Source organism: Roseimaritima sediminicola (assembly GCF_009618275.1).
Taxonomy (GTDB): domain Bacteria; phylum Planctomycetota; class Planctomycetia; order Pirellulales; family Pirellulaceae; genus Roseimaritima; species Roseimaritima sediminicola.
In genome coordinates this window covers 37824-63754 of sequence record NZ_WIAD01000034.1, presented here as the reverse complement: position 1 = coordinate 63754, position 25931 = coordinate 37824, and the positions used below count along the sequence as shown (strand labels likewise).

The window sequence follows — 25931 nt, the reverse complement described above, 5'->3', positions numbered from 1 at the left end:
GTGTTGTCTGCAGGCATCCTTAACGAATACAGGCGATGATTTCAGCTTGGTTTTGTGTGCCCTAAAGTCCGCTATCACAGGAACAGGAAGCGTCTGCGAGGCAAGGCCAATGAAAGCAGTAAGCAAAAAAACGAAATTCCTTACTTCGCCCCCTAGACAAACCGGAGTTCATAGAAGGGGCCGGGGGTGAGGGGGACAGCAGAGCAGCAACGTTTCTCTGTTTTGCCGGGCGATACCAGACGCGTCTAGTCTACGCGATACGGAGTTGCATGCAGTTGCGCCCGAGGCCCCTCACCCCCAACCCCTCTCTCCGCCGACCAGGGCAAGCACCACTTGCCCAGGCCGGCGGGGAGAGGGGAGTAAACGTCGGGACACATAGAATCCGTTAGAGTCAGGAGTATTTCAAGAGTCCCCTCTGGGAAAGTCGTGAGGAACGAACCGTTACTGTTCGCCGTAGATCGGTGGCTGCCAATCCTTGGGCAACCGGCCTTGGGGCCGCACGCCACGGGCATCGGCGGGAATCGGATGATCCTCGGCCGTCGCTAACGGCAGGTCATCGGGCAGGTGTTTGATACGAAAATCCTTGTACTGGATTTTCATCGCGGGTCCCACGTGCACCTGTACCGCCAACACGCCTTCGAGCGCGCGTCCGGCTTTGTCCAAATCGATTAGATCGGCCGTGGGATGTCCGTCGATCCAGTGCTGGTGATGGTTGCCGCGGACCAGCACGCGGTAATCGTGCCACACATTCGGTGCAAACGTTTTCACCGGAAACGTATCGACCACCCAGGGCTGGCCCTGGGGATCGACGACGACTTTCTCGCCGGTGTGCGACAGGATGCGGCGTCCCTTTTCCTCGTACAGCATGCCGTTGTACTTGGGCACATCGGCCACCACGTCGCACTGGTATCCCGTCACGATGTCCAGGCCCAGGTCGGGCCGCGACGTACCGCGATACTGGATCCCGCTGTTGCCGCCGGGGGTCACTTTCACTTTGACACGAAGATCAAAATTCTGGACCGTCGAACCTTTCCAGCTGATAAAGCGATTCATCTTCAGCCGTCCGTCGGTGGCGCCGGTCAGAGCCCCGTCTTCGACCGACCAGTACCGAGGATCGCCGGCCCACTGAGCCAGGTTCTTGCCATTGAAGATGCGAGTAAACCCTTCCGCATCGCGGCCGTGGCTGACCGCAGCGGCCGCTTCGGGATGCGGCACGGTGGACGCGTTGAAGTTGCCGCGAAGGGGATCCAGCGGCCCACCGAGCTGCTCGACACGCTGGTCGGTTCGTCGCCGCATCGCCGCCAAGGTTTCGGCATGCGCGGGGTCGCCCGCCAGATTCACCAATTCGTCGGGATCGTTGTGCAAGTCGTGCAGGAACTCGTGGTTGCCGTGATCGATGTAGCGCACGTACTTGAAGCGATCGTTGCGGAGGCCTTCGAAGGCCGGGATGCGATTGCGGACGGCAAAGTGTTCGTGGAAAGTTTCGGTGCGCCAGTCGTCCGGCTTGCCCTCGGCGACGATTTCGCGAAGGCTGTGGCCCTGATAGGATTCCGGCACGCTGGCGCCGGCCCAGTCCAGGAAGGTGGCCGGCAGGTCCAGGTTCAGCGCGGCCGCGTCGGTGACTTGGCCTCGCTGGGACGCGTCGACGCGAGGGTCGGAAATGATCAACGGCACTCGCAAGGATTCTTCGTAGTGCGACCACTTGCCGGCCAGCCCGCGGTTGGCCATGTAGTAACCGTTGTCGGCCGAATACACGACGATCGTATTGTCGGCCAGGCCGGCTTCTTCCAGGGCATCGAGAAAGCGACCGATCGCCCCGTCGATCCCGCTGACCATGCGGTAGTAGGCCCGCATATTGGTCTGGTACTTCTGCGGGGTGTTCCAGCGCCAAAAGTAACGTTCGCGATTGATCGTGGTTTTCAGGAACGCGGGCAGTTTTTCAAAGACCTGTGGGTCATTCAGCCGCGGCTCGGGGATCTGCACATCTTCGTACATCCCGTCGACGGCTCGGGGCCAGGGGAAATGCCCGATGCCCGGACGGCGATCGCCGTCCTCGGCGTGGCAGGCGTTGAACCACATGTTCAGAGCGAAGGGTTTGCCGGCCGGCTGCGATTTCAAAAACTCGATGCCGCGATCGACGATCAATTCGGTCTCGTGCCGCAGGCTGCCATCGGGTTGCGGTTTGTAGTACGGGTTGCGGCCGATCGCTTCGAACTGGTCGAAATGATCCTGTTGGCGGTAGCCCTTGGGCATTTTGGCGTGCCATTTCCCGAAGTAGCCGGTGCGGTATCCGTGCTGCCGGAGGATGTCCGAGTACAGCGTCTGCACCGCCTCGGGCCGGGCCACGTCGGGGTTGGCCGGCGTGCCGTAGCTGCGTCCGGTCAAACCGGTCAGGATGGTCGTGCGGCTGACCCAGCAGATCGACTGGCTGACGAATGCATTTTCGAAGCGCGTCCCGCGAGCGGCCAGTGCATCGATGTTGGGCGTTTGAATGATCGGGTTGCCATAGCAGCCCAGCGTGCTGGTCGTTTGATCGTCGGCAAAGAAGAAGACGATATTGGGCGGTTGGTCGGCCGAGGCCCAGCCGCCCACCAGGGACAACAACAAGACAGCGAACAGTCGACTTGGCATAACGATTCTAGGGTACAAAGGTGCCGGACAATCATCCGCGGCGAACGCACCGTCTGCCGCGTGGGTACTGCCGCTACTTTAACATGACTCTGCGGCGATGAACTATGATTGTCTTCTCACGCCTCTCATTTCTGGATAAACCAATGGACATGAATCCCTTCCGCTACAAGCCCGCCGGCTTTCTGGTTGTGCTCGCGTCCCTGGTGTGCTGCACGGCATCGCTATCGGCGGCCGACGTGCCCAAAGGCGTAATCCTGGTGATGATCGACGACATCGGCTACGGCGACATCGACGGGCTGTACCCCAGCAGCCTCGAAACGCCGCATCTGGACAAACTGTATCGGCAGAGCGTGCGGCTGACGGACTTCCACGTCGGCACCACGTGTGCCCCCACGCGGGCCTCCTTGATGACCGGCCGCAGCGTCAACGCCGGCGGCGTGTGGCACACGATCGCCGGCCGCGAACTGCTGCGAGAAGACGAACAGACGATGGCCGAAGTGTTCCAAGCCAACGGCTGGCGGACGGGCATTTTTGGCAAATGGCACCTGGGCGATGGCTATCCCTTCTCGCCTCGCTTCCGCGGTTTTGATACGGCCGTGGTCCACGGCGGCGGCGGCGTGGGGCAGGGTCCCGATTACTGGAACAACGATTACTACTCGGGCGTCGACTACCAAGGCGACCCGACCGACCCCGACGTGTACTGGGAAAACGGTGAAACCTTCGAAGCCGACAAGTTCTGCACGGACCTGTGGTTCGAACGCTCGCAGAGGTTCGTCAAGCAATCCGTCAGCGAAGGAAAACCGTTCTTCTGTTACGTTCCCACCAACGCCGCCCACGGTCCCTTCAACGCGCCGCACGGTTACAAAGAAGGCTTCGATGGATTGATCGAGAACGTCGACGACAACATGGGCCGCTTGGACGCGTTTCTCACAGCCGAAGGGCTGAAGGACGACGTGCTGCTGATCTTTACCACCGACAACGGCACGACGGGCCGGCGGACGGGAGGCCTGCGCGGCCGCAAGGGCAGCCACTACGACGGTGGTCACAACGTGCCCTGCTTTGTGCGCTGGAAGAACGGCGGCCTCGGCGGCTCGCCCGATTCGGCGCGCGACGTCACGCCCCTGACCGCCGCGATGGACCTGTTGCCCACGTTCATGGACATGTTCGATCTGCAAAGACCTTCGGGTGGACACCCCCTGCACGGCATGAGCATCAAGCCGCTGTTGCTCGATTCCGATGCCGAACCCCAAGGACGCACCATCGTGGTCGACACCCAGCGAACCGCGGATTTGAACAAGTGGTCGCGGGCCTGCGTGATGCGGGACGAAGTGCGCGACGGCAAAATCGTTCACAAGTGGCGGCTGATCCGCAGTTCCGCCGAGGCCGATCCCGAGCTGTACGACTTCCAAGCCGACCGCGATACCGATGACAACCTCGCCGAACAGTACCCCGAAGTGGTCCAGTCGCTGTCGGCGGCCTACGACCAATGGTGGGATGCCATCAGCGAAGACTGGCAACCCTATCCACCCTTTGTGGTCGATCCAGAAAAGGAATCGGATCTGACGTTGATGTCGCACAGCTGGATCGGTGCGAACATGTCGCCCTGGCACCAGCGGGCGGTCAAGTCGGCCGTCCAAGGCACCAACACCCACTCGATCCGCTTCGACAAACCCGGCCGCTACCAGATAGAACTGCGCCGCTGGCCCCGCGAAGACGGCGGCCCGCTGGGCGGTCAGAGCGGGTCGCAGGAAGGCAAAAGCCTCCCGATCGCTCAAGCCGAGTTGTCGATCGAAGGCGTTGGCAAGCAGAAACAGCAGGTCGATCCGGACGCTACCGCGGCGACCTTCGAAATGGACATCCAAACGCAGGAGCCGACCAAGATTTCGTCGATGTTCTACGACCAACAAGGCGAACCGCTCGGTGGGGCGTACTACGTCTATATCCGTCCCGCCGACGTCCCCTAATTTCTCTCCAACGGATTGCACGCGACCTCCTCATGCCATCACCTGATTCTTCCCCACCGCCCGACATTCCACCGGCGGACAGTTCTACACTTGAAGACCAGATCGCCTTTGCCCGCTTGGTCGACGAGATTTGTTCACGGGTCACGACATGCTTAGCCCAAAACGGTCAACTCAACTCCGTGCTCGAAGCCGAGACGACGCCGGTATTCATCAAGGGCGGCGACTTTCGTCTGCTGTACACCAACCCCGCCTACGTCCAGATGTTTGCTCAGGAGAGCGTTCCGGTGGGCCGGGTCGGTGGCAGTTTCCTGGACGACTCGCTCGCCGCCATTTCAGATGCCAGCGATGCGTTAATCAGCCAAGGAGCGGATCGTTTGATCTTCGATCATTTTGGTTCCGACAGCAGCGGCCGCCGCTTTCTGTTTCGTACCGGCAAACGCGTGATTAGTGACAAACACAATCCCGGCATCGCCATGCTGGGTGTGGCGAAATTAATCAAGATCGTGGGGGCCGACAGCAATCCGGAAACGCGGCGATTGTCGCTGGCCCAGCAGTGGGACCGGTTTCAGAAGCTGGACACCCGCGATCGCGAGATCGCCGTCGCGCTGGCCCGTGGCGACAACCTGATGGTGATCGCCGAGCGACACGGGATCACCAAACGCACCGTCGAAAACCGCCGCAACCATCTGCTCGAACGCATCGGTTTGAACTCGCCGCTGGACCTGGCCAAAGCCATGGTCCGCTTCCAGGAAAACGGCTTCGCCGACTTTCACGTCTGAGCCGCGATGGATCACAGCGGCTGGACGAACCAACCACCCAGGTTCGTCTCGGGTGCCGGAATTTCGGGCATGGCTTGGCCGGTCAACTGAGCCACGGCCCAAGCGGCGCGGGCCCCGACGAAGGAATTCAAGGATTCTTCGCGTTCGAATCGACGCAGCAGTTCCAGAGAGTCGTCCGAGCCCATCTTGGCCAGCGTGACAGCCGACATCCCGCGAACCAGAATGTGCTCGGGCAACATCGAACCGGCGTCGGCCAGCCGTTGCTGTAAAGCGGTAATGACCTTCTGCTCGGGCTGCCCCCTCAAGATCTCGCCCAGCGACCACACGCCGGCGGCCCGCAGCGCGGGTTCGTAAGGGGCGTTCTTGGGAACCAACCGCATCAGCGGCTCGGCGCCCTCTTGCCAGGCCAGTTCTCCCAGGGTCTCGACCAGATGCATGGCCACGCCGCTTGCGGTGGAATCGAACCGGTCGGCCAAGCCGGCCAATCGCTGCGTCGTTTGCCGCAGCACCTCCGCGCCCCAGGCCTGCGTACTCAACCGCTTGATGCTCCAAGCCGCCGTGATCGCCACTTCGCTGCGTTCGTGGTCGAGCAACGCGAACACATCCTCGCGCAGCTCGCGACGCTGCAGCTGTGTGGCGATCATCAGGCCCTGTTCCTGCGCCCGCCAACGATCGCTGCGCACCGCGCCGGTGGCCGCTGCGATCACGGCCGGCCGAAGCTCGTCGCGCCGGGCGAAGGCCAACAGCAAATCTCGAGCGGCGTGCCGCGTGTCGGGAACCGGATCGTCCAAGGCTTGGGCCAACAACCCGACGCTCCGCCGGTCGGCGGCGGTGCTCAGCGCGGCAACCGTCACGCTGCGCACGTTGGCGTCGCGGTCGGTGATATTCTGGTCGGCTCGGGCCACGACCTGCGCGGGTGCCAAGCGACGCAGCTGCCGCAGCCCTTCGCCGGCTACGGCTCGGTCCGGCAAATCGGCAAAGCGCTCGAGCAACGCCACGGTCTCCGGCGAGTCCTGGCGGCGGAGCAGCCGAATCGCGATCAACTGCTCCGGCCCGTCGTCGCCCGCCGCCTCGAACTGCTGCTGGGCAAGTTCCACCACCGCCGGATCACCGATTCTTCCCAGCGCCGTGGCCGCTTGCAAACGCAGAGCCGGCGAGGCGTGGGGCGCGCCGAGCAAACGCGTTAGGGGCGCGGTCGCCGCGGGAGCCGCAACCTGTCCCAAGGCCTCGATCGCCAGGCGAACCTGCAGGGGATGCGGGGCGTCGCTCGGCTGGGGCGTCGCCGCCGCGGCTTCCACTCGCCGCAGCCAGAGCGGCCGCAGCCGGCCCACGTCCCAGGCGGCAGCGGCCGGTTCCAGGACGGCCGCCAACGCCAGCGGCCAATCCGCTGCCGACGACCAAAAGCCGGCTTCGTCGATCGGCTGATCCATCGCGACCAGGGCCTGCGCCGCGGCCACGCGGCACTCCAGCGGCCGGCCGCCATCGTGGACCAACCGCCGCAGTTCCGCCGCCCAGTCCTCGGCCACGGGCATTCCCAAACCCACCGCCTGCACGATCGCTTCGGCCGCGTCGCGGTTGAGGTCCGCTTCGTCGGCCTGCAAGCACCGTGTCCAGCGGTCGGGCAGGGACGCCAACCACACGAACTCGGTTTCTTTCAAGGGCAGGTGCGGTCGTTCGAGATACCGCCAAGAGATCGCTGGCGAATCTCCGGCGGCTGGGTCCACCGCCGGCGACGACATCTCCGCGGTGCCTGGCCCCTGCGCCCAGCCCGCGGCTGAAATCGACAACCCCAGCACGAGGACGAACAGTACAGGCAGTGGACACAAAACGGTTCCGGTTTTTCTCGACAACATCGGTGCTTACTCGGGTCGGGTCAATTGTTGAACGCGGAGCCGCATCGCCAGGTACAGCACGACGATCGCCACGCCCGATGCATACCAAGCCATCGGCAACAAATCGTATTGCTCGAAACCGGGCAAACGAAACACCGACAACGCGGCCGCCATGGGGTTGATCGACAGAGCCGCCTGGACGGTCGCGAATCCAAACGGGGCGTCGCGAGCCAACCACACCAGCATCGTCCCGCCGAACAGACTCAGCACGCAGATGTAGGCCGTGATCGTGGCGGCTGCGGTACGGCGGAACAGACTGCCCACCGTGGCGCTGATCATCAAAGCGAGCAAACCGGCCAGCAACAAACTCACGAATCCGTACACCACCTGGACCCACACCGTGGGCTGGATGTACAGCATCACCAGGTAACCGGGAATCGTCGACGCGATCAGCAACAACATCGTCCAGAACACACTGAACAATTTGCCGCGGACAATCGCTCCGCCGGACAAGGGCGTGGTCCGCAGCAGCGGCCAAGCACCGTTCTCGCGTTCGCTGCTGATCAAGCCGGCCGCCAGCGACGGCAGGAACATCACCAACAATCCCATCTGCAGCAACACCAGCGGTCCGCCCACCGCTTCCAGTTGCAACCGAATACTGCCGGTGGTGACCGCCAAGGCCAGTAACAAGGACAGCACGGCGCAGATCATCACCAACCGGATCATCCAGTGCGAGCGGCCAAATCGCCGCGTGCGGAACTCCTTGATCATCACGGGATTCGTGCGGTTGCCGATGCCGCGACTGCGGCGGCTCGGGTCCACGACGAAAACCATCCGGCGCACCACTCGCCGCGACAAGGCTTGATCGTCCGTGATCGTTCCCTGGCTGCGAGGCCGATCCATACAGCGGCGATGCAAGCGATACACGGTCCAGGCCAGCATCGCCAAACTGGACAGCCCGGCCAACAACACATACCGTGCGACCGCACCCCAGCCGCTCATGCTCTCCTGCGACCCCAAATCCGCTTGACCGGTAATCGTCATCACCGCCGGAATCGGGGAAACACAGCGCAGCCAAGCCACGGCCGCGGCGACCAGTCCCGCGTCGCCCTGAAACAGAAAGTAAGGTCCCAGCACCAACACCGCCGTCACGAACACATACCCGTAGGTCAAGCGCATGGCCGAATCGGCACTGGTCGCAAAACTGCTGACCAACAACCCCAGGGCCACGTACTGCACCGCCACCAACAGCAGCACCGCGTACAGCACCACCAGCTGTTCCTGTAGCGCGATCCCGCCCATCGCATAACAGGCCGCCGCCGCGGGCAGCGAGAGCACGAGCAACAGGCCCACAAAGGCCAGGACCGCCAACATCTTGCCCGCGTAGATCGAGAGCGCTTTCAAGGGCGAATTCAACAGCAGCGCCAGCGTCCCGCTGCGACGTTCCATCACGATCGATGTCGCCGGAAAGATCGGCGACAGCAACACCACCGAGGCCAACAAGCCATAGGCGAACAAGCCGAACAGGTCCTGCGCATTGGCGCCGGCCAGGTCCGCACGGGCATCGGCCGGCCAGCGGATCAGGATCAGCGCCGCAAAGGCCAGCACCAGCAAGCACTGGATCACCGCGGCCCGGCGAGTCCGAGCGATGGCCATGCATTCACGACGCAGAATGACAAACATCAGCGGTCAACAAACAAGGGAAACGAAACCAATCTCAAATCGCAGATCGCAAATCGCAAATCTTCTGACCTTTACTCCCCTCTCCCCGCCGCTCTTGGGCAAGTGGAGCTTGCCCAAGAGCGGCGGGGAGAGGGGTTGGGGGTGAGGGGCCTCCGGCGCAACTGTCTGACTCCTTGCACTGGATTCATGTGCCGCGTCCGGCATCAAAGTTAGGAAGGATGATGCGGGCAGTACTGCTGTGCTGCCCCCTCACCCCCAACCCCTCTCCCCCCGAAGCCTGACTCGCTTAGGCTCGCCAGGCTTCGGGGGGAGAGGGGAGTAAACGTTTCTATTCGTACACAGAATCCGTTAAAACCCTCAAACCCCAAACCTCAAACCCCAAACCCCAAACCTCAAACCTCAAACCCCAAACCTCAAACCTCAAACCCCAAACCCCAAACCTCAAACCTCAAACCCCAAACCTCAAACCTCCCATCAAACCTCCAGCGGCGCATTCTGCTGGACCACCGACAGGAAGGCATCCTCCAAACTGGCCTGCAGTTCGCGGAACTGAGTGATCCGAATGTCGGCTTGGATCAACGCCGCCAACACCTCGCTCAACTGCGTTTCGTCGCGAGCCGTTTCAAAACGGACCATCGACTCGGCGGCCGAGACCGTGATCGGCTCGTCGTCCTGCAACAACTTTTCCAGCGTCGCCTGGACCGCAGCGGTCGGTTCGCCCGGCGGCAACTGGATCTCGATCATCCGCCGCTGACTCAGGTCGCGCATGATCTGTTCCAGCGATCCGGCCGCCCGCAACCGTCCGTGGGTGATGATCGCGACCTGATCGCAGATCCGCGAAAGCTCCGGCAGGATGTGGCTGGTGACGATCAGGGTCTTGCCGGCGGCGGCCAACTGCAACAACAGATCACGCATCTCGATGCGGGCCTGGGGATCGAGCCCGTTGGCCGGTTCGTCAAAGATCAACACCTCCGGATCGTGCAGCAGCGTGCGAGCGATCCCGATCCGCTGCTGCATGCCGTGGCTGAGGCTTTCCACGTAACGATCCTGCATGTACGTGCTGGAGGTGATCTCCAGCACTTCGGCGATCCGCCGGATCCGTTGGCGGCGAGGCAGGCCGAACGCGGCGCCGAAGAAATCCAAGTACTCGCGGACTCGCATGTTGTCGTAGGAACCAAACCCGTCGGGCATGTAACCGACCAAACGCTTGATCTCGGAGGACTGCTGCGTGCAGTCAACGCCGGCGATCGTCGCGCTGCCGGACGTTGGTTTGGCCAAACCCACCAGGATCTTGATCGTGGTCGTCTTGCCGGCCCCGTTGGGACCGATAAAGCCCAGGATGTGGCCGCGTGCAACCGACAACGTGAGGTCGTCGAGGGCTTGAAAATCGCCGTACCGCTTGCTCAGGTTGCGGATCGCAACGATGGGTTGTTCGTCACTCATCGGTTCGGTTCAGTTTCCGTTCGAAGGAAGGGTGCTGCCGACAACATCCAGACGCGTCTCGCGGATCGACCAACCGCTTTCCCGCGCACCGCCTTCCTCATCGGCCGGACCGCGGACATCACTGACGATAAACTCCAGCGTTAACCCGCCTTCGGGATCGAGCCTCTGCAGGGCTTCGGGTGGCAGCTCGACAGTGAATTTTCCACTGGCGTTGGAACGTTCATAAACGGTGCGCCGCTCGCCCGCGTCGGTCCCACCGATCACGTCGATGGTCAGTGTGCGCGAAGGGATATTGCCGTCGATAAACAGGCTCGCCCGCTTCAGCTGCAAGGGCAGGGCGGAGGATGGCAACTGGAAACGCAAACGCGTTCGCGTGGGGCGGGTGTAGGGATGGTTCCAGCGATGCGTCTGGTTGTCGAACACGATCGAATGTCCGCTGTCGGCCTGCACCGTGACGGCTTCGACCGCCGCGCCCGGAATCTGCACGTCCATCGCCGGCCGTGTTCCCAGGATCTCCAGCGGCAGCACCACCAGCGCGTCTTCATCGCCGGCTGCCGCCGCGGCGCCCCAGGTTACACCGCTCGAGGCCCGTTCGCTCCAGCCGATCAGATACGCGTTGTCGTCGGACCGCCGTCGATAGGCGTCGTACCAAGCCTGGTAGATCGGTCGTCGCTGCCGCTGCAGCGAATCGATGAACGTCGAATTGAAAAACTCGTTCTCCGCCAGGGCGTCTCCGATGCCGGCGACAAAGCGGCCGTCGCCGTCGAGGTTCGCCGCCAAGGGGCGTCCGTAGGGAAACACGATCACGGCGTCCTTCAGTACGGCGGCATCCGCCGGGCCGCGCGGGCTGGCCGCCGCCTCCGCTGCCTCCGCCGCCTCCGCCGCTTGGCGGGGTGCTGGGCTGGTTTGCTCGGCCGCCGTCAGGGCCTGTGCCAGGGTCGACAGGTCCACGCGACCGCTCAATCCGTCGGCGGCGAAGCGGGCTCGAGCCGTGACCGGTACGGTGCCCGTCTGGTACCGTTCGAAGGGAAACACCTGAACGCCGGCCGGCATCACGGCCTGCTCCAATCGCCAGCGATCCCCGTCGCTCCAAACAAAATGCCGGATGCGACCGGCCAGGCGCGGCGAGTGGACTTGCATCCGCGCCCCCTCGGTCGCGTGGACTTGCACCTCCTGCAAATCCTGCTGGTAGGACGCCAGCGATCCGCTGACGCTCCATTCATTCATCTGCGGATGGAACTGCATCACCTGCATCGAAGCGGTCGAGGCGGCCACCCGGGAATGGCGGCCCACACCCACCGCCACCAGAATCAGCGTGGCGAGGACCGCCGCACCGCCGCTGAGCCAAACTAATTGTTCCCTGCGCCCCGCCAGATGCAGCCCCCCGGCGGCCAACAGGACCACCGCACAGAACCCGCCCAGCACCGCGGCCAACGTCGTCCGCGATGGCAGGACGTAGCCGATCTGCTGGGCCGTGACGGCAGCCCGCAAATCGCTCGGCACCGACGGCGGCGGGGCTTCGCCGCGCAACTCCGTCGCCAATTCGCGGAGCGGTTCGCGAGCGATGAAATCCGTATCGTGCAGCTCGTTGCGAGCCGGTCGGTCGCTGGATTGGCGGGGGCGAATCAACGCCCGGCTGTCTACCAGGTTGATCAACACACGCCCCCGCCCCAGGTCGATCCCGATCACCGCCGGCCAGCCATCGATCGTGAACAGCACCTCGGCGCCGTCGACCAGGACACGTTTCAGCTGCACCGGTTCTTCTACGACCACTTGCGTCGGTTCGTTGTCGCCCTTCATGCCGGCGTAGCGGATCGCAAACGAATTCAGCGGCACCCGATCGACCAATTCCAGATGGACGGCCGCGCCCAGTAATCGCTCGATCGTCGCCAGCGACGTCTGATCGCCCTGGATCCACAACCGCCCTCCGCGGACGATCCATTCGCGCAGCGCCTGCCGTGCGGCGGGGTGCTGCTGCAGCCGGTCGCCCGAAAGCACCATCGCGCGGACTGCCGCCCAGCCCTGGAAATGAGCCGGCAGAAATCGGTCACTGTTCAGCACCAGCGAACGGTCCAGCCCGCTGGCCGCACGCACCGCCAGGGCGCTTTCATAGGCGTAATCCGTGCCGGCATCGGCGGAAGCCGGTCGCAGCTGGGGGTCGTCGACAAAGGCCATCGCCGTCGGCTGCAATAGCGGCGCCGGATGCTCCAGTGGCCGCGGCGGGCCGGCCGCGGGACTTTCGACACGGCCGATGAACTCCAGCCGCCGATCGGTCGGAAAATCTTCGGGCACCTGGACCGGGATCGTGGTCTGCCGCAGCGACTTCGCGGGCAACCAGATCTCGCGCGAAAAACGCACCTGCTCGAAGCCCCGCAAATGAACCGTCGCTCGCACCGTATGAGGTTGCTCGTCGCGATTGCCCAGAACCACCGAGACCGTGCCCCAGCGCCCCGGGGCGTAAGCCTTCAAGCCCACCGGACTGCCCACCGTGACCACATACACCGGCGGCGCCGCCTCGTCCGCCTTCAACCCGGTCGGGGCCAGGCCCCAGCGGCAGAGCATCCCCAGCGACAGAAACAGCAAGAACGGAAGCCGCATGGTGGAGCGATCGTCGAATCGAAGACAGGATGGGAACGTGAAGGTCGAGCCCGAGAAGGCTTCCCAGCATATCGCTTCGGTCGACCAGCGGCAAATTCGCCGACGCAAATGGAAAGCGGCGCCGGCAACAAATTACAATAAACGCTCCGGCCGAGCTGATCGGCTCGCCGCCGCTGGTTCATCCGCTCGCCAGATCGATGTGCGAACATGACGCTGCCTGACGCTTCGGACCGCCACCACCCGTTCGTCGAACGGCTCCGAGCCGAACTGCAGCGGCGCCTCGCCAACGGCGAAAATCCGCGTCCCGACGAATACCTGCGAGACTTTCCCGGCGAGGCGACGCGGATCGAAACCGTCTTCGCCGAATGCGGCCTCGGGCCGGTCCCGCAGCGCGTCTCGGAGACAGCCGCCCCCGGCGGCGAGCCGAGTCTGCAGAGCACGCTCGCACCGGCCGGCGATGACGCCGCCTCCGACCACACGATCCTGCCCACCACCGACGCGGCCCTTGAACCGGACTGGCCCCGTGTGCACGGCGGTCGCTACCGCGTCCTGCGGCCGCATGCGCGGGGCGGAATCGGCGAAGTGTTTCTGGCCGAAGACCGCGAACTGACCCGCGAGATCGCGCTGAAGGAATTGCAAGCCGACCAAGCGATCGATCCGCTTTGCCGCCAACGGTTCCTACTCGAAGCCGAGATTACCGGACAACTGGAACACCCGGGGATCGTGCCGGTGTACGGATTGGGACACCACGCCGATGGGCGCCCTTTCTATGCGATGCGTTTCATCAAGGGCGAAAGCTTGCAAGCGGCGATCGCTGCCTTCCATGCGGCCGATTCGCCGCAGACGCCCGGACAACGGCGGTTGGAACTGCGGCGGTTGCTGAACTGCTTTATCGACGTCTGCAACGCCGTCGAATACGCGCACAGCCGAGGCGTGCTGCACCGCGATCTCAAACCCGCCAACATCATGCTGGGCCGCTACGGCGAAACCCTGGTGGTCGACTGGGGCCTGGCTCGCTCCGGCGGCCGTCCGGAAAGCCGCCTGCATCGGCACGAACGCGTGGTGCGAGTGCGCTCCGGTTCCGGCGGTAGTACGGCCACCGAGTGGGGCAGCGTGCTGGGAACGCCGGCCTACATGCCACCGGAACAGGCCAGCGGGCACCTGGAACAAATGGGGCCGGAAAGTGACGTCTACAGTTTGGGCGCGACGCTGTACCAGTTGCTCACCGGCCGGGCCCCCTTCGGCGATCGAGACCTGACGACCCTGCTGGAGAGAATCCGCCGCGGCGATTTCCCCACGCCCCGGTCGGTCGATTCCACGGTCCCTCGTCCGCTCGACGCCGTCTGTCGCAAGGCCATGGCTCGCGACCCCCGCGATCGCTACGCTTCACCGCTGTTGTTGGCCGACGATCTCCAGCACTACTTGGCCGATGAACCGGTCGGCGCCTGGCGAGAACCGTGGCCGATACGGCTGGGGCGTTGGATGCGGCGGCATCGCACCTGGGTCATCAGCGCCGTGGCGGCCACCGTGGTGGCCCTGCTGTGCCTGGCCGTGTCGGTGGTCCTGCTCAGCGCGTCGCGGCAGCGCGAAGCCGACGCGCGGCGGGCCGCACAAGACAATTATGTCGCAGCCGAGAAGCACTTTCGCAGCGCCCGCCGTGCCGTCGACCAGTTCTATACGCAGGTCAGCGAAGAGGTCCTGCTGCACGCGCCGGGAATGCGACCGGTGCGCCAGGAATTGCTCCAGCAAGCCCTGGATTACTACCAGACGTTCCTCACCGAACGCGGCCGCGATTCGGGCCTGCGTCACGACGTTGCGTTGGCGTGGTTTCGCATCGGCGTGATCACCGGCGAACTGCAGTCACCCCAGCAGGCGCTGGAAGCCTACGATCGGGCTTACAACCTGCAGCGGCTGCTGGTGCAGGCCAAACCGCAGGACGCCCAGCGACGACTCGAGCTCAGCGACACCATCAACGCGATCGGGCGAGCCCGACAACAACTGCAACAGTACGACCGGGCCGCGGAGGCGTTCGGCCAGGCGCTGCAGATTCGCCGCGAACTGGCCGCCGCGGCCGCGGAGGACGCGGAGGTCCAGCGGAAGTATGCCAACAGCCTGATGAACGTGGCGATCACAACACGCATCGTGGGAAACAACGACGAAGCCTATCGGTTGCTCGAGCAAGCCCAGGAGGTTCGCCGCCGCTGGCTCGGCGAGGCGGGTCACGTCAAGATGCGTCGCGACTTGGGGATGGGCGCCTACAACCTGGGTGTCTTCGCCCTTCGCGACGGCGACGGCGAAACGGGCGAGCGTCACTTGGCCACCGCCGTCGAGGCGTTCGCGGAGGTTCTCGTCGCCCTGCCCGGCGACTCGGCAACGCGGCAGCGTCTGGCCGAGACGCATCGCCTGCTGGCCGACCGCCTGTTGGCTGTGCCCGACCCCGCGGCCGCTCGCCAGCACTATCGCCACGCGATCACCGCGCTCGAAGCCCTGGTGATTCGCAACCCGGAAGTTCCGGAGTTTTCCGCAGCCCTGGCCTCCACGCACCTGAACCTGGCTCACGCCCTGCAGACACCCGCGCCGGCAAACACCGCGCCGGCAAACACCGCGCCGGCAGAGCCAACCTCCAGCGACAAGGCGCGGGAAGATGCTGGCCGTCAGGACGCCGCACGGGCCAGCTTGCGTACGGCGATCGAGTTGTTCGAGGACTTGCTCCAGCAGGGGGCGGACGTTCCGCGGTATCGCCGCGATCTGGCCGTCACGCGGCTCGCATTGGCCGAGCAACAAATGGAGGCGGAGGAGTTGGAGGCGGGGCTGGACAACCTGCTGCGAGCCCGCCAGTTGCTCGAGGAATTGCTGCAGTCCTTCCCGGAAGACGCCGATTATCGCGAACACTTGCAGCGAGTCGAAAGGTTGCTAGCGGGGTAGGCGGTGGCCAGCCCACGCAGGCCAATCCCTGGCTTTCGCCTTGACCGGCTGCGGGTCCCTGCTATTTTGAATCACGTGCCAGGTGACGCATGTTGTTTTCCTTCCATGCGTGAACAGGGAACTCCGGTGAAAATCCGGGACGGTCCGGCCGCTGTATGCCGCTTGTGACGCCGAAGACGCGTCACGTCTAACGCTCCTTCTTTGGAAGTGCCATTGTCCGCCACGAAGGTGGACGAGAAGGCGATCGAGCGTTGGAAAAGGGTGGTGAGTCAGAAGACCTACCTCGCGCAAGATGACATCGTGCTCTCTCGGGTTAGAGCGGTCATTGCAATCGGCCGGTCAGCGGAAATGCCGACGGTCGGTTGAAATCCGTTTTCGGTTGTCTCGCTGCAGGGTGCTTCGTTCGGCAGAACGATCGTGACGTACCTTGTCCTGCGATTTCTGCATGGGTAATTCCTATGACTCCCTTCCGCACCTGTATTTCCCCGTCCCGGCAGGGAAAATCACTGTCCCCACTAGGGCGTTCGTTCCCACCGGCGCGTTCGGCGGGCCGCTACGCTGGCTGCCGGGCGGCGTTCACCCTGGTCGAGCTGTTGGTCGTGATCGCCATCATCGGCGTGCTTGTTGGGCTGCTGCTGCCCGCGGTCCAAGCCGCTCGCGAAGCCGCTCGGCGGATGCAGTGCAGCAACAATCTGAAACAGATCGGGCTGTCCCTGCACAATTACGAATCCAGCTTCGGCGTCTTCCCGGCCCAATCGACCGCCCCCGGCCCCGGTGCGAACTACTCGGTCCGCCGCGGCAGCTGGTTCACGGCCGTCTTGCCTTTCTATGAACAGAACGGCTTGTACCAATCCTTCGACGACAACTACCACTGGCACGACGCGGTCAACGAGTCGGCGGTCAAAACCAACGTGCCCACGCTGCTGTGCCCCTCGGCCCCGCAGCGCGAAGGCTTCGAGTGGACCGTCCTGGTCGATTACCCCAGCCCCACCGCTCCCTACACACTGACCCCGCGGGACTTCTACCCCGGCGCCGTCACCGACTATGCCAACGTCGGCGGCGTGGGCACTCAGTTAAACGCGGTGTTGCCGCCGGCCTTCCAGTTGTCGGATCCGCGCAACTGCGGCGTGCTGAAACGAACTCCGGTGCGGCTGGCTGAGATCACCGATGGCCTGTCGAATACCGCCCTGGTTGTCGAATGCGCGGGCCGCCCCAACCTGTACCAGATGGGCCGGCAGGTGGCCGACGGTTCGCCCAAGACATGGAGCGGTTCGAGCAGCGTGACGCGGCCCTTTCCCACCGGGGGCGTGTGGGCCAGCCATAACAAAGGTTTCGTCGTCGACGGCGCACAGAGCGACGGCAACACGGCGATCCGCCCGGGTCTCTGCGGCGTCAACTGCAGCAACGACAACGAGGTCTACGCGTTTCATCCCGGCGGTGGCATGATGCTGGTGGCCGATGGTTCGGTTCGCTTTCTGAATGAAACCATTCCCATCGAACAATTGACCGCGTTGGTCAGCCGCAATGGCCACGAAGTCGTTTCCATCAAATAGCAACCACCTGCGGACCGGACGCGAAACATGACAGCCAAGACCCTGATGGTGATGGGCACCAGTTCCTCGGCAGGTAAAAGCCTGTTGACGACCGCGCTGTGCCGCTGCTTGGCTCGAACCGGCCTTCGCGTCGCTCCGTTCAAAGCCCAGAACATGTCCAACAACGCGGCGGTGTGTGCCGACGGCGCCGAAATCGGTCGCTCGCAAGCCCTGCAGGCCATCGCCGCGGGCATCGCCCCACAGGCGGACATGAACCCGATCCTGCTGAAACCCGAAGGCGACACGCGGTCCCAAGTGATCGTCGATGGCCGTCCGCACCAGACATCTGACGCGACCGACTACTACGCCCGCCGCGAGCAATTGTGGCCTCACGTCACCGCCGCCCTGGATCGTCTCCGCCGGCAGGTCGACGTCGTGGTCATCGAAGGGGCGGGCAGTCCAGCAGAATTAAATTTGGCGGATGTCGAAATGGTCAATATGTCGGTCGCTCGCTACAGCCGCGCCGCCGTCTTGCTGGTCGGAGACATCGAACGCGGCGGCGTGTTCGCCCAACTGCTCGGTACGCTGTGGTTGCTGCCGCCGGAGGACCGCGAGCTGGTCCGCGGTTTGATCGTCAACAAGTTTCGCGGCGACCTGTCGCTGTTCGATTCCGGCATCGACATCCTCCGCCGGCGAGGCGGGGTGCCGGTCCTGGGCGTGCTGCCCTGGATCGATGCGCTGCGGTTGCCCGAAGAGGACGCCGTGGCGCTCGATACGCCAGCCGGCAAAGACCTTCTGCCGTCCGGTGACGACCCCGCGCACTCTGCGGACCACCGGCTGGACATCGCGGTGGTCCGCCTGCCGCACATCGCCAACTTTGACGATTTCGATCCGCTGGCCAGTGAACCCTCGGTCCGCCTGCGTTACGTTCGCCACGCCGACCAACTCGGCCGCCCCGATGTGCTGATCCTGCCGGGCACGAAGAACACCCTGGGCGACCTGGACTGGCTTCGTCGCTGTGGATTGGCCCAGTCGATTCGGGACGCGGCTCAGACCGGCACCCACGTCGTCGGGATCTGCGGCGGTTACCAGATGCTGGGCCGGCGGATCGACAACCCATTGCGACTGGAAGCGAATATCGACCACGCCGAAGCCCTGGGACTGCTGGACATCACCACGACGTTCGGCCCGGCCAAGCTGACGCGGCAAGCTCGCTTCCGGATCCTGGACGACGCGATCGCCCCGGGCACAAAGAACCAAACGGTCGGCGGTTACGAAATCCACTGCGGCCAAAGCACAACCGCCGCGACTTGGCTGGAAGCCTGTCCCGAAACGTCCTGTTCCGAAACGCCCGTCGCAGCCGACCGCGGTGCCGCGCCGCTGGTCGACGGCTGCTATGCCCGCGAAGGCCGCGTCTGGGGCTGCTACCTGCACGGCCTGTTTCACAACGATGCCTTTCGTCGCGCCTGGCTGGTCCGGCTCGGCGCCGCAAACTCGACACCGGCGTCCTCAAGCAACGACCACCTGCAACAATCCCTGGACCGTCTGGCCGACGCCTTTGCCCAGCACATCTCGATCGACCAAGTCCTACAGATGCTCGACAATCCCTCTCCTATCGCGGAAACACAACATGCCTGAGGACATCAACGACCAGCAGGACATCAACGAACAGCATCGCCGCCGCATGGTGCGCATCAACGAGATCAAAGATCGCCAGTTGGCCAAAGCCGACAAGGAAAAGGGCTTGATCATCGTCCACACCGGAGCGGGCAAGGGCAAATCCACGGCCGCCTTCGGGATGGCCATGCGGGCGCTCGGACAGGGCATGAAGGTGGGAATCGTCCAGTTCATCAAAGGAGCGATCCCGACCGGTGAAGGCCATCTGATCGCACAACTGGCCGAATCCGGGATGCCGATCCAGATGCACACCCTGGGCGAAGGCTTTACCTGGAAGACCCAGGATCGCCAGCGCGATATCGCCGTTGCCATGAAGGCCTGGGACAAAGCCGTGGAACTGATCCGCGACCCCTCGATCGACCTGGTCGTGCTGGACGAAATTAATATCGCCACCAAGTACGATTACATCCCCGCCACGACGGTCGTCGACGAGCTGCTGGACAAGCGTCCGATGCTGCACGTCGTCCTGACCGGCCGCAACGCCAGCGATCAAGTGATCGAGATCGCCGATTTGGTTTCGGAGATGAAAGTCATCAAACACCCCTATGCCCACGGCGTCAGCCCGCAGCGCGGAGTCGAATACTGATGAAGGAGATCGAGGTCGCGGCGGCCGGCACGGGACCAACGTCTGCCGCTCCCGCCGACCGTCACGCGGTGACGTTGATCGTCGGTGGCGTGCGCAGCGGCAAGAGCCGCTTTGGCCAGGCGCTAGCCCAGCAACTGGGCGAGGACCGCGTGCTGATGGTCGCCACGGCCCAGGCCCGCGACGACGAAATGCGCCAGCGGATCAAGCGTCATCAAGCGGACCGCCCCGCCGCCTGGTCGACGCTGGAACAACCGCTGGACGTCGGCCCGGCCGTGCTCCGCCACCTGACCTCCCTGCACAGTGAGACCGAATCCCTGCGCAGTGCTACCGAATCGCTGCGCAGTGATACCGAATCGCTGCGCGGCGAGACCGAATCGCAACACCGTGATACCGACTCCCGGCGTCAAACAAGCTCATCCCGGCAAACCGAAACGCCCCGCGTCGTTTTGCTGGACTGCTTGACGCTGTTGGTCAGCAACCTGCTGTGCGACGAAGCGTCCGCCGGCGCCACCGCGGACCAGCTCCAACAAGCCGTCCTGGCGGAGGTCGAAGCGTTGTTGGCCGTCGCGCGGCGAACGGCTTGTCATCTGATCGTCGTTTCGGGCGAAGTCGGCTGTGGCATCGTGCCGGAACATCCGTTGGGCCGCAGTTTCCGCGACCTGCTGGGGCTGGCCAACCAGCGTCTGGCGGCCGCCGCCCAGGCGACGTACTGGATGGTCGCGGGGATGGCCATTCCGGCCACGCAGTTGGCCATGACGGTCGAGCAAGCCGCGGCGATCGCTTCCGAATCGACAACCTCCAAGGTGCAGTCATGACGCGTTATCGACACGCCGCTCCTCCAGCCGATCGCAGGCCACCGAAGACGCAGCCCCGGCGCTGCCTTTCGCCCCGGCTCTCCGGTGTGCAGTGGTTCTGGCGCCGGCCGGGGAATCTCAGCGTGCTGATCGTGCTGCTGTTGGCGGCCGGCTGTGAACCGCCGGGCGGAGTGGATGTGGCCGAAGCCGAAACGCCGCCCGCGGCCGCTTCGGCGATCACCCCCGCGCCGTCCAGCCAGCCTCAAGCATCCCAGCCCCAAACGTCGGCGTCGCTCGCGGGCTCCGAACCGATCATCGATTGCCTCGACCGCAGCGTCGATGCGGCCGAGCCGGCTCGGCGGATCATCAGCCTGACGCCGGCCATGACCGAACTGCTGTTCGCCCTGGACCTGGGACCGGCCGTCGTCGGCGCCACCACGCACTGCAACTACCCACCGGAGGCGCTCGAGATCCCGCGCGTCGGCGCCGGGACGCTGGAAAGCGTCAGCCGGGAAGCGATCGTGGCGGCCAAACCCGATCTGGTGCTGTGCAAATGGGACTACCACCAACCGCTGATCGAATCGCTGGATCGATTAAACATCCGTGCCCTGGCCGTGGGTCCGCAGAGCTTGGAAGAACTGTTCGAACAGACGCGTTGGCTGGGCCGCATCACCGATCGGCGGCAGCAGGCCGAAGCCTTGATCGACCGCATGACGGCGCGACATCAAGCCCTGCTCGAGGCCGTCGAGCGGGTGAAGCCGTCGCCGCCGCTGACCGTCTTCTACGAGGTCTGGGACGAACCGCTGATGAGCGCGGGCCCCGAATCGTTCATCGCCGACATGCTGCGTTCGGCCGGCCTGAAGAACATCATCGACGATACCGACATCGCCTACCCACGGATCAGTTCCGAAACGGTGCTCCGCGGCAATCCGGACCTGATCCTGGCTCCCACCACGCACTTCGAAACGGTCGCCGTCGCCTCGATCGCCCGGCGTCCGGGTTGGGACCGCATCCCGGCCGTGCGGGACGAGCGAATCTATTTGATCAGCGGCGACGAAGTTTCTCGCTGCGGCCCGCGGATGCTGGACGCCCTGACCGAAATCATCCTGGCGGCCTATCCGGAACTGACGGCCGAACAGCTCGGCGCTGCGGCGAACACGACCAGGGGAGACGCTCGGTGAAATCACCCGTCATCCGGATCGCCGGCGCGGCCGGGCTGTTGATCGTGGTCGCCGCCGCAAGTTCGCTGTGCGGTGCGACCGCGATATCACCGCATACCGCCATCGCCGCGCTGTTCGACCCATCGGCGGCCGATTCGACCGAACGCGTCATCCTGCTGCAACTGCGGCTGCCGCGGATCTTGGCCGGTGCCTTGGTGGGCGGTTGTCTGGCCGCCGCCGGCGTGGGCTTCCAAGGCTTGTTCCGAAATCCGCTGGCCGAACCCTTCGTGATCGGTGCGTCCAGCGGTGCGGCGCTGGGCGTGGCGGTGGTGATCGTTGCCGGTTGGCAGGCGACGCTGTGGTCGCTGGGAGCGACGACGTTGATGGCGATGTTGGGTTCGGTTGCCGTGGTGATGACGGTGCTGGTGATCGGCGCGCTGGCGCGGACGACGTCGACCATTTCGTTGCTGCTGGCCGGCGTGGTGATCAGTTGCATGGTCAACGCCGTGGTTTCCGCCTTGATGTTTCTGTTTGATCAGAAGGCCGTCGTCATCCTGTCCTGGTTGATGGGTTCGTTGGCCAGCACGCACTGGCCGGCGGCACTCATGGTCGGCGTGATTGGTGGCCTGGGGATCCTGGGCATCGCCGCCCTGGCTCGGCCGCTGGACGCTTTTACGCTGGGCGATACGGCGTCGCAGTCGTTGGGGCTGGACCTGCGTCGTTTTCGCTCGCTGGTGATCGCCGCGGCCAGCATGGCGACGGCGGCCGCGGTGGCCGCCTCGGGTGTGATCGGATTCGTCGGTTTGATCTCGCCTCATATCGCCCGCGCTCTGGTGGGCCCGCGGCATGCGGTGTTGATCCCGATGAGCGTTCTGGTGGGGGCGGGCCTGCTGGTACTGGCCGACGTCGTGGCGCGAACGATCATCGCGCCGGCGGAACTGCCCGTCGGCATCGTCACCGCGATTCTGGGCTGCCCGTTCTTTTTGTTCCTGTTGTTGACCGACCGCCGCGGCATGACGCAATCGGGAGCCGCCTCATGACCCGCCTCCGCGCCCAAGGACTGACCTTTTCCTTTGCTTCCGACGCAGTGATCTTTTCGGAACTGGACCTCCAGCCCCAGCCGGGTGAAGTGCTGGTGCTGCTCGGTGCCAACGGAGCCGGCAAGACGACGCTGCTGAAAACCCTGGCCGGTCAACTGCAACCGGACAGCGGTACGGTGTGGCTGGACGACGTTCCGATGCGGCAGTGGTCGCGGCGCGAGATCGCCCAGCGGTTGGCCCTGATGCCTCAAGCCGAACTCCGGGAAACGCCGCTGTCGGTCGTCGACGTGGTGCGACTGGGCCGCGCCGCCCACCGCGGTTGGTACCTGACGCTGGACGGCGAGGACGAACGTTGCGTCCAGCAGGCGATGCAGGCGATGGGCGTGGACTCGCTGGCCGATCGCCCGGTCACGCATCTATCGGGCGGCCAGTGGCGACGCGTCGTGCTGGCCCGCTCGCTGGCCCAGAACGCGGCGGTGTTGCTGCTGGACGAACCGACCGCCGGGCTGGACCTGAAACATCAATACGAGTGCTTGGAAGAGGTCCGACGTGTGGTCAAACAGCAGCGGTTGATCGCCGTGATCTCGCTGCACGACCTGCAACAGACGGCGATGTTTGCCGACCGCATCGCGCTGTTGGCCGACCGCCGAATCCTCGCCCTGGGCGACAGCCACAGCGTGTTGACGGCCGAGCGAATCCGGCAAGCGTATGGCATCGACGTGACCGTCCTGCCGCATCCGGTGCACGGCGGCCCCTTGGTCGTTCCGCTGGGTCCAGAGAAACACGGGCGGGGCGAACACGGGCGGGGCGACGCGCAACCGCCACGGGCAGGAGGCGAGGCGTGATGATGACGATGGCCGTCGTGTCGCTGGCGCTGTTGATCGACTTGCTGTGCGGCGAACCGCCCAACCGCTTTCACCCGGTCGCCTGGATGGGTTTGGCAATCGCCTGGGCGCGCCGACGCGCGCCGGTCGGTCATGCGGCGGCCCTGCTGTGGGGCGCTGCGATCGTCCTGGTCGGTGCGGCGGTGTCGGCGGCCGTCGGCTGGGTCGTGCTGTTGTTTTCGCAGTCCTGGCTCGGGCCTGCCGCCGAATCCGCGGTCGGTTTTTGGGCGGCGGCCGCGGTGCAGGCCGTGGTACTGAAGTCCTGTCTCGGCGTCCGCTCGCTGGCCTCCGCGGCCGGAAAGGTCCAGCGTTGTCTGGCGGATGGCGATCTGGACGCGGCGCGAACCCAGCTGGGTTACCATCTGGTCAGCCGTCCGGTCCAGCGTCTCAGCCCCGCCGAAGTCTCCGCGGCGACGATCGAATCGGTCGCCGAGAACACGTCGGATTCGGTGATCGGACCGCTGTTCTTCTTCCTGCTGGGCGGACTGCCCGCGGCGCTGGCGTACCGCTTTGTGAACACCTCGGACGCGATGCTGGGTTACCGCACGGAGTCGCTGCGGTGGCTGGGTAAAGTGCCCGCCCGAACCGACGACGTGCTGAACCTCATCCCCGCGCGCCTGACCGCCGCGCTGATGACGCTGGCCCTGCTTCCTGCCGGCGAGACGGTGCGCCGAACGATCCGGGTTTGGCGCCGCGATCACGGCCGCACTCCCAGCCCCAACGGCGGGCATCCGATGAGCGTCGCCGCGGGCGCGCTGGGCGTGTGCTTGGCCAAATCCGGCCATTACCTGTTGGGCGAAGGCCTCCGAGTGCCGTCCGCTGCCGACATCCAGGGCATGCAGCGTCTGTATCGTCGCACGATCCTGCTGGCTGTGATGTTGGTGCTGCTGGGCGGCGGGACGATGATCCTGCTGAGACCACACCTGCCGGCGTCAAACGTGCCGACTCCGACCCTGTCGACGTTGGGAGCAGGGCGATGAACGAAGCGATTCGACCGGTGCCGCACGGAGGCATCGACTACGACGAATTGGCACGGCGCGGTGTGGATCCGCAAGACGTCGTCGACCTGAGCAGCAATATCCTCTGGACGCCGCCCGCGCCGGCCGTGCGACAGGCGATCGCCGACGCCGACATCGCCGCCTATCCCGATCGCGACTGCGGCCGCCTCCGCGACGCTTTGACCCGCCACCACGGTATCGCGGCGGAGCGAATCATTGTCGGCAACGGCTGCTGCGAGATTGTTCACCTGCTGGCGGCCAGCCTGCTGCATGCCGGTGACGACGTCTTGGTTGTGGGTCCGACGTTTGGAGAATACGAACGTGCCAGCCGCTTGGCCGGTGCGAACGTGCACGCGGTGACCGCCACCGCAGACGATGGCTTTCGCCCGCCGCGGCAGGCGATCGAGGAATGCCTGTCGGCGCATTCCTACGCGTTGGTTTGGATCTGCAGCCCCAACAATCCCACGGGACAACCGTTCCCGGTCGAACGGCTGCGCGACTGGTCTAGCCGTTACCCGCGCACCGTGTTCGCCGTCGACGAGTCCTATCTGGAATTCTCGCCCGCGTCGACTTCGTTGCTCGGCGCCGCGGCAGAGAACTTGATCGTGCTGCGCTCGATGACCAAGTACTACGCGCTCGCCGGCGTGCGTTTGGGTTACGCCGTCGCGTCGCCATCGCTGCTCCGGCCGATGCGGGACCGGCAACTGCCCTGGTCGGTCAATGCGCTGGCTCAAGCGGCGGGCGTAGCGGCTCTGGCGGCCAAGTCGCATTACGACGCGGCGTGCGAACGGATGCGCACCGAACGGTCGCGATTGTGCGCGGCGCTGCGGTCACGGGGTTACCGGCCCCGCGATACCGACACCGGTTTTCTGCTGTTGCCGGTTTCCGACGCCCAGCGTTTTCGCGACCGACTGCTCAATCACCGCGTCCTGGTCCGTGACGTCGCTTCGATGGGCGTCGAGCGACACGTCCGCATTGCCGTGGGCGATGCACCGGCCACCGACTGGCTGCTCGCCGCCCTGGACGCCAATCCTCCTGAACTCCAACGCCAAGGCTGGGAAAGCAGAAGGATGAAGGGGAAGAATGAAGGGTGAAGGGAATTGGAGCCCTCGATTTCAAATCTCAAATCTCAAATCCCAAATCTCCTGACGCTAACGAAATCCATGAATAAAAAGAATTGTTTTCTTCCCTCTCCCCCGAAGCCTGACTCGCTTGGGCTCGCCAGGCTTCGGGGGAGAGGGGTTGGGGGTGAGGGGGACCAGCAGAGCAGCACCACCAGTGTGGTGTTTCGATACGGTGCGGAAATCGGAAAGGCGTACGCAAACATTCACAGCGTTGCACCCGAGCCCCCTCACCCCCGGCCCCTCTCCCACCCCTGCTTCACTCGCTGACGCTCGCGGCGCAG

At 64.6% G+C, this 25931-nt stretch carries 17 protein-coding genes and 1 riboswitch; of the genes, 12 read left to right on the top strand and 5 right to left on the bottom strand.

The annotated features are described in order from the left end of the window. Positions 1 to 441: 441 nt before the first annotated feature. Positions 442 to 2631 carry a sulfatase-like hydrolase/transferase gene (locus GE027_RS15835; protein ID WP_153558186.1) on the bottom strand — a complete coding sequence of 730 codons (2190 nt, stop codon included), beginning with the start codon at positions 2629 to 2631 and terminating at the stop codon, positions 442 to 444. Between the two features lie 143 nt (positions 2632 to 2774). Between GE027_RS15835 and GE027_RS15830 the strand changes: the two genes are divergently transcribed. Next, positions 2775 to 4595, top strand: coding sequence for a sulfatase-like hydrolase/transferase (locus tag GE027_RS15830; protein WP_162006761.1), 1821 nt, complete (start codon positions 2775 to 2777; stop codon positions 4593 to 4595). A gap of 32 nt (positions 4596 to 4627) precedes the next feature. Further along, positions 4628 to 5374, top strand: a complete 747-nt coding sequence (locus tag GE027_RS22855) for a helix-turn-helix transcriptional regulator (RefSeq protein WP_162006760.1) — start codon at positions 4628 to 4630, stop codon at positions 5372 to 5374. Positions 5375 to 5385: 11 nt separating this feature from the next. Here GE027_RS22855 and GE027_RS15820 read toward each other — a convergent pair whose 3' ends face one another. The 4 genes from GE027_RS15820 to GE027_RS15805 all read right to left on the bottom strand — a co-directional run bounded on the left by GE027_RS15820 (position 5386) and on the right by GE027_RS15805 (position 12930). Further along, positions 5386 to 7200: a HEAT repeat domain-containing protein gene (locus tag GE027_RS15820; protein ID WP_162006759.1), complete on the bottom strand. Its 1815-nt coding sequence runs from the start codon at positions 7198 to 7200 to the stop codon at positions 5386 to 5388. A gap of 33 nt (positions 7201 to 7233) precedes the next feature. Continuing rightward, positions 7234 to 8889: an ABC transporter permease gene (locus GE027_RS15815; RefSeq protein ID WP_153558182.1), complete on the bottom strand. Its 1656-nt coding sequence runs from the start codon at positions 8887 to 8889 to the stop codon at positions 7234 to 7236. A 474-nt stretch (positions 8890 to 9363) separates the two neighbouring features. Then, positions 9364 to 10332, bottom strand: a complete 969-nt coding sequence (locus GE027_RS15810; protein WP_153558181.1) for an ABC transporter ATP-binding protein — start codon at positions 10330 to 10332, stop codon at positions 9364 to 9366. A gap of 9 nt (positions 10333 to 10341) precedes the next feature. Continuing rightward, positions 10342 to 12930, bottom strand: coding sequence for a hypothetical protein (locus GE027_RS15805; RefSeq protein WP_153558180.1), 2589 nt, complete (start codon positions 12928 to 12930; stop codon positions 10342 to 10344). A 207-nt stretch (positions 12931 to 13137) separates the two neighbouring features. Here GE027_RS15805 and GE027_RS15800 point away from each other — a divergent pair, with 207 nt between their 5' ends. The 10 genes from GE027_RS15800 (at position 13138) to GE027_RS15755 (ending at position 25620) form a co-directional block, all read left to right on the top strand. Then, on the top strand, positions 13138 to 15855 hold the full coding sequence (locus tag GE027_RS15800) for a serine/threonine-protein kinase (protein ID WP_153558179.1): 2718 nt from the start codon (positions 13138 to 13140) through the stop codon (positions 15853 to 15855). Positions 15856 to 15918: 63 nt separating this feature from the next. Beyond that, a riboswitch (cobalamin riboswitch) is annotated at positions 15919 to 16155 on the top strand. A 158-nt stretch (positions 16156 to 16313) separates the two neighbouring features. Beyond that, positions 16314 to 17408: a DUF1559 domain-containing protein gene (locus GE027_RS15795; RefSeq protein WP_153558178.1), complete on the top strand. Its 1095-nt coding sequence runs from the start codon at positions 16314 to 16316 to the stop codon at positions 17406 to 17408. A gap of 27 nt (positions 17409 to 17435) precedes the next feature. Beyond that, complete coding sequence (locus GE027_RS15790) at positions 17436 to 19025, top strand: cobyric acid synthase (protein ID WP_153558177.1); 1590 nt, start codon at positions 17436 to 17438, stop codon at positions 19023 to 19025. Further along, positions 19018 to 19650, top strand: coding sequence for a cob(I)yrinic acid a,c-diamide adenosyltransferase (gene cobO, locus GE027_RS15785; RefSeq protein ID WP_153558176.1), 633 nt, complete (start codon positions 19018 to 19020; stop codon positions 19648 to 19650). Before GE027_RS15790 ends, cobO begins: the two co-directional genes overlap by 8 nt. Next, on the top strand, positions 19650 to 20465 hold the full coding sequence (locus GE027_RS15780; RefSeq protein WP_153558175.1) for a bifunctional adenosylcobinamide kinase/adenosylcobinamide-phosphate guanylyltransferase: 816 nt from the start codon (positions 19650 to 19652) through the stop codon (positions 20463 to 20465). Before cobO ends, GE027_RS15780 begins: the two co-directional genes overlap by 1 nt. Next, positions 20462 to 21625 carry an ABC transporter substrate-binding protein gene (locus tag GE027_RS15775; RefSeq protein WP_153558174.1) on the top strand — a complete coding sequence of 388 codons (1164 nt, stop codon included), beginning with the start codon at positions 20462 to 20464 and terminating at the stop codon, positions 21623 to 21625. The genes GE027_RS15780 and GE027_RS15775 overlap by 4 nt, the downstream gene beginning before the upstream one ends. Continuing rightward, entirely contained in the window at positions 21622 to 22644 is a 1023-nt protein-coding gene (locus tag GE027_RS15770) for a FecCD family ABC transporter permease (protein ID WP_162006758.1), read from the top strand. The genes GE027_RS15775 and GE027_RS15770 overlap by 4 nt, the downstream gene beginning before the upstream one ends. Beyond that, complete coding sequence (locus tag GE027_RS15765; RefSeq protein ID WP_153558172.1) at positions 22641 to 23489, top strand: ABC transporter ATP-binding protein; 849 nt, start codon at positions 22641 to 22643, stop codon at positions 23487 to 23489. Before GE027_RS15770 ends, GE027_RS15765 begins: the two co-directional genes overlap by 4 nt. After that, positions 23489 to 24508 carry an adenosylcobinamide-phosphate synthase CbiB gene (gene cbiB / locus GE027_RS15760; protein ID WP_237607579.1) on the top strand — a complete coding sequence of 340 codons (1020 nt, stop codon included), beginning with the start codon at positions 23489 to 23491 and terminating at the stop codon, positions 24506 to 24508. Before GE027_RS15765 ends, cbiB begins: the two co-directional genes overlap by 1 nt. Further along, positions 24505 to 25620, top strand: coding sequence for a pyridoxal phosphate-dependent aminotransferase (locus tag GE027_RS15755; protein ID WP_153558171.1), 1116 nt, complete (start codon positions 24505 to 24507; stop codon positions 25618 to 25620). The genes cbiB and GE027_RS15755 overlap by 4 nt, the downstream gene beginning before the upstream one ends. The last annotated feature ends 311 nt before the right edge of the window (positions 25621 to 25931 follow it).

Bases quoted from the DNA above. Each gene is read 5' to 3' on its own strand.
- GE027_RS15810 (WP_153558181.1), bottom strand. From the start codon at position 10,332: ATGAGTGACGAACAACCCATCGTTGCGATCCGCAACCTGAGCAAGCGG.
- GE027_RS15780 (WP_153558175.1), top strand. From the start codon at position 19,650: ATGAAGGAGATCGAGGTCGCGGCGGCCGGCACGGGACCAACGTCTGCC.
- cobO (WP_153558176.1), top strand. From the start codon at position 19,018: ATGCCTGAGGACATCAACGACCAGCAGGACATCAACGAACAGCATCGC.
- cbiB (WP_237607579.1), top strand. From the start codon at position 23,489: ATGATGACGATGGCCGTCGTGTCGCTGGCGCTGTTGATCGACTTGCTG.
- GE027_RS15800 (WP_153558179.1), top strand. From the start codon at position 13,138: ATGACGCTGCCTGACGCTTCGGACCGCCACCACCCGTTCGTCGAACGG.
- GE027_RS15755 (WP_153558171.1), top strand. From the start codon at position 24,505: ATGAACGAAGCGATTCGACCGGTGCCGCACGGAGGCATCGACTACGAC.
- GE027_RS15775 (WP_153558174.1), top strand. From the start codon at position 20,462: ATGACGCGTTATCGACACGCCGCTCCTCCAGCCGATCGCAGGCCACCG.
- GE027_RS15830 (WP_162006761.1), top strand. From the start codon at position 2,775: ATGGACATGAATCCCTTCCGCTACAAGCCCGCCGGCTTTCTGGTTGTG.
- GE027_RS15805 (WP_153558180.1), bottom strand. From the start codon at position 12,930: ATGCGGCTTCCGTTCTTGCTGTTTCTGTCGCTGGGGATGCTCTGCCGC.
- GE027_RS15835 (WP_153558186.1), bottom strand. From the start codon at position 2,631: ATGCCAAGTCGACTGTTCGCTGTCTTGTTGTTGTCCCTGGTGGGCGGC.
- GE027_RS15790 (WP_153558177.1), top strand. From the start codon at position 17,436: ATGACAGCCAAGACCCTGATGGTGATGGGCACCAGTTCCTCGGCAGGT.
- GE027_RS15765 (WP_153558172.1), top strand. From the start codon at position 22,641: ATGACCCGCCTCCGCGCCCAAGGACTGACCTTTTCCTTTGCTTCCGAC.
- GE027_RS15815 (WP_153558182.1), bottom strand. From the start codon at position 8,889: ATGTTTGTCATTCTGCGTCGTGAATGCATGGCCATCGCTCGGACTCGC.
- GE027_RS22855 (WP_162006760.1), top strand. From the start codon at position 4,628: ATGCCATCACCTGATTCTTCCCCACCGCCCGACATTCCACCGGCGGAC.
- GE027_RS15795 (WP_153558178.1), top strand. From the start codon at position 16,314: ATGACTCCCTTCCGCACCTGTATTTCCCCGTCCCGGCAGGGAAAATCA.